2 protein-coding genes are annotated in these 2,182 nt (G+C 39.5%); both read right to left on the bottom strand.

What is annotated here, in order from left to right; all coding sequences use genetic code 11:
* Positions 1 to 290 (bottom strand): response regulator (locus AB4496_RS21260; protein ID WP_372071129.1); only part of this gene is annotated, 290 nt, incomplete at its 3' end.
* Positions 277 to 2,007, bottom strand: a complete 1,731-nt coding sequence (gene narQ, locus AB4496_RS21255) for a nitrate/nitrite two-component system sensor histidine kinase NarQ (protein ID WP_102258340.1) — start codon at positions 2,005 to 2,007, stop codon at positions 277 to 279. The genes narQ and AB4496_RS21260, both read right to left, overlap by 14 nt.
* Positions 2,008 to 2,182 lie beyond the last annotated feature (175 nt).

Here is a 2,182-nt window from a genome sequence, read left to right as displayed (position 1 = left end):
TTAACAATCGCTTCTATATCCGCAGGGCTATCAGAAACCGTTAAAATAACGATGTTAGCGCTTGAACCATCAGTACGAAGTGCTTTCAGAGTATCTAGCCCAGACATGCCTTTCATATTCAGATCCAACAGGATCAAATCAGGTTCTTCTTCATGGGCAAGAGCGACCGCTTCAGTACCGTTACTTGCTTCTGCAATCACTTCAAATTCATCTTCAAAGCTCAGTAATTGGCTTATACCTCTGCGCATCAATGGATGATCATCAACCAACATTACTTTACAAATCGTCAACTTTAACTTCCTTTAAACTTTTATATTTCAATATGACTGTACAGCCCTCACCTTGAGCCGCTTCAATCGTTAAGTCACCATTCAGTCTTGCCGCACGCTCCTGCATAATACTCATTCCGTAGTGGTTCATCTTCGAACTACTTGGGTCAAAGCCTTCTCCATTATCTTTAATCACGACTAATACTTGTCCGTCCTCATCGATACAGCATACATCTATCAAGTCGGCATTGGCGTGTTTTATTGCGTTTATTGTTGCTTCACGAATCAATTGAAGCAAGTGAACCTGACTGTGCGCATCAAGCTCTAGCGATGAAAGGTTATTAGTTAATTTAATCTTCGCATCGGTTCTTTCACTAAGTTGCTCTAGCATGGTGCTCAAAGCATCTCCAAAGCTACCCTCTTTGATGGATAACCTAAATGTGGTGAGTAGCTCTCTCAATTGAGTATAGGCACCGGCTAACCCATTCCCTATCTCAGATGCAATCTGCTCAGACTGCTCTCGATGTTTGTGTTCCGGAAGTTTACCAATAACACGCTTTAACAATGTCACTTGGATTTTTAAATACGACAGCGATTGGGCCAATGAATCATGCAGTTCACGCGCAATCGTCGCTCGCTCTTCCATAATAATAAGCTGCTCAGCTTTCTTTTGAGCGCGATTATAGTAGATAGCTCTCGATAACAGTTGAATAAAACTCTCAATTAGCGTCTTAGTTGAATGACCATGATGATATGAGCAATACAGATAGCCCAAAACAAGCTCGTTATCATCCAGTTTCATTTCAAACTTTTCATAATCGCAAGTCGGGTCGTAACCTTCATCCATAATCAAAGAACGTCCCGAATTATCGACTATTTCTAACCTTAGCGATTCAATCCCTTCTAGGCTGACCAAGTACTGCAAAATAGCTCGGAAATTTTCCGGTGCAACACGCGTTACCGTGAGTTCTTGAGAAGAATAATAGAGTGCTTGCAATGATTGGTTGGCATTTTGTAACTCAACCGTCTTGGCATCGACAACATCTTCAAGGTTTCGATACAGCACGCCTAAATCTTTCGCCATCGAGTTAAATGTTTTGGTCAAAATGCCCAGTTCATTATTGTTGGTAACCTCCAACTTAACCTCGAAATCACTATTTTTTATTCTCTGGCTAGCTCTAACGAGAGCGTGTAGAGGCTTAACAACTTGTTTACGTACAAAATGAACAACAAAAAGAGATATGACGAGTATTCCACCTAGACCTATACCACCAGCCCATGCCAATTTAATTAATTTATTTTCTGAAAATTCTTGTAACTTAAAAACAAAGCGGTCGATTTCAATAACAAAATTTTCAACAAGTACCAGGTAGTGTTTTCTATCTTCGCTATTTAAGACCTGCTTCAATTCATGCCAACGGCCAATTATTAAATAATAATCATTTGTAATATCAGTTGGCACTTCCCAACTCACCAAATTAGTCATCGATGTGGAATAAAGGGAACTTTCAAATTCACGAATATGAGAATCGTAATCCACTGATTCTATTTGAATATCATGCGCTAAACGGTAGCTTTGCATGCGCATCGAGCCAGCCACATTAACCGCCTCGGCATCATTAAGGCTGGACGCCAATGTAAAAATAGCAAAACCGGTGGTGGCAACTGAAAGGAGCAATATAAATAGCAATGATTTAGCTATTGTACTCGTCACAGATGAAACAGGTTTAATAAGCAAAGTTAATATCCTGAAGGTATAAAAATGGCTATCGGGAACCTATTGTCACACATCAAAAAACAGAGCTCCATTCAATATGTGACCAAACGCTTCATAATTTATTGATCTAAGACAATATAGGATCCTATTTAGCCCTTAAGGGGTATTTATACAAATATTTCTAAAACTACACTAC

The sequence above is a fragment of the Vibrio sp. 10N.222.46.A1 genome, from assembly GCF_041473595.1.
Classification (GTDB): Bacteria; Pseudomonadota; Gammaproteobacteria; order Enterobacterales; family Vibrionaceae; genus Vibrio; species Vibrio tasmaniensis_A.
This window is presented reverse-complemented; position numbering and strand designations above follow the sequence as displayed.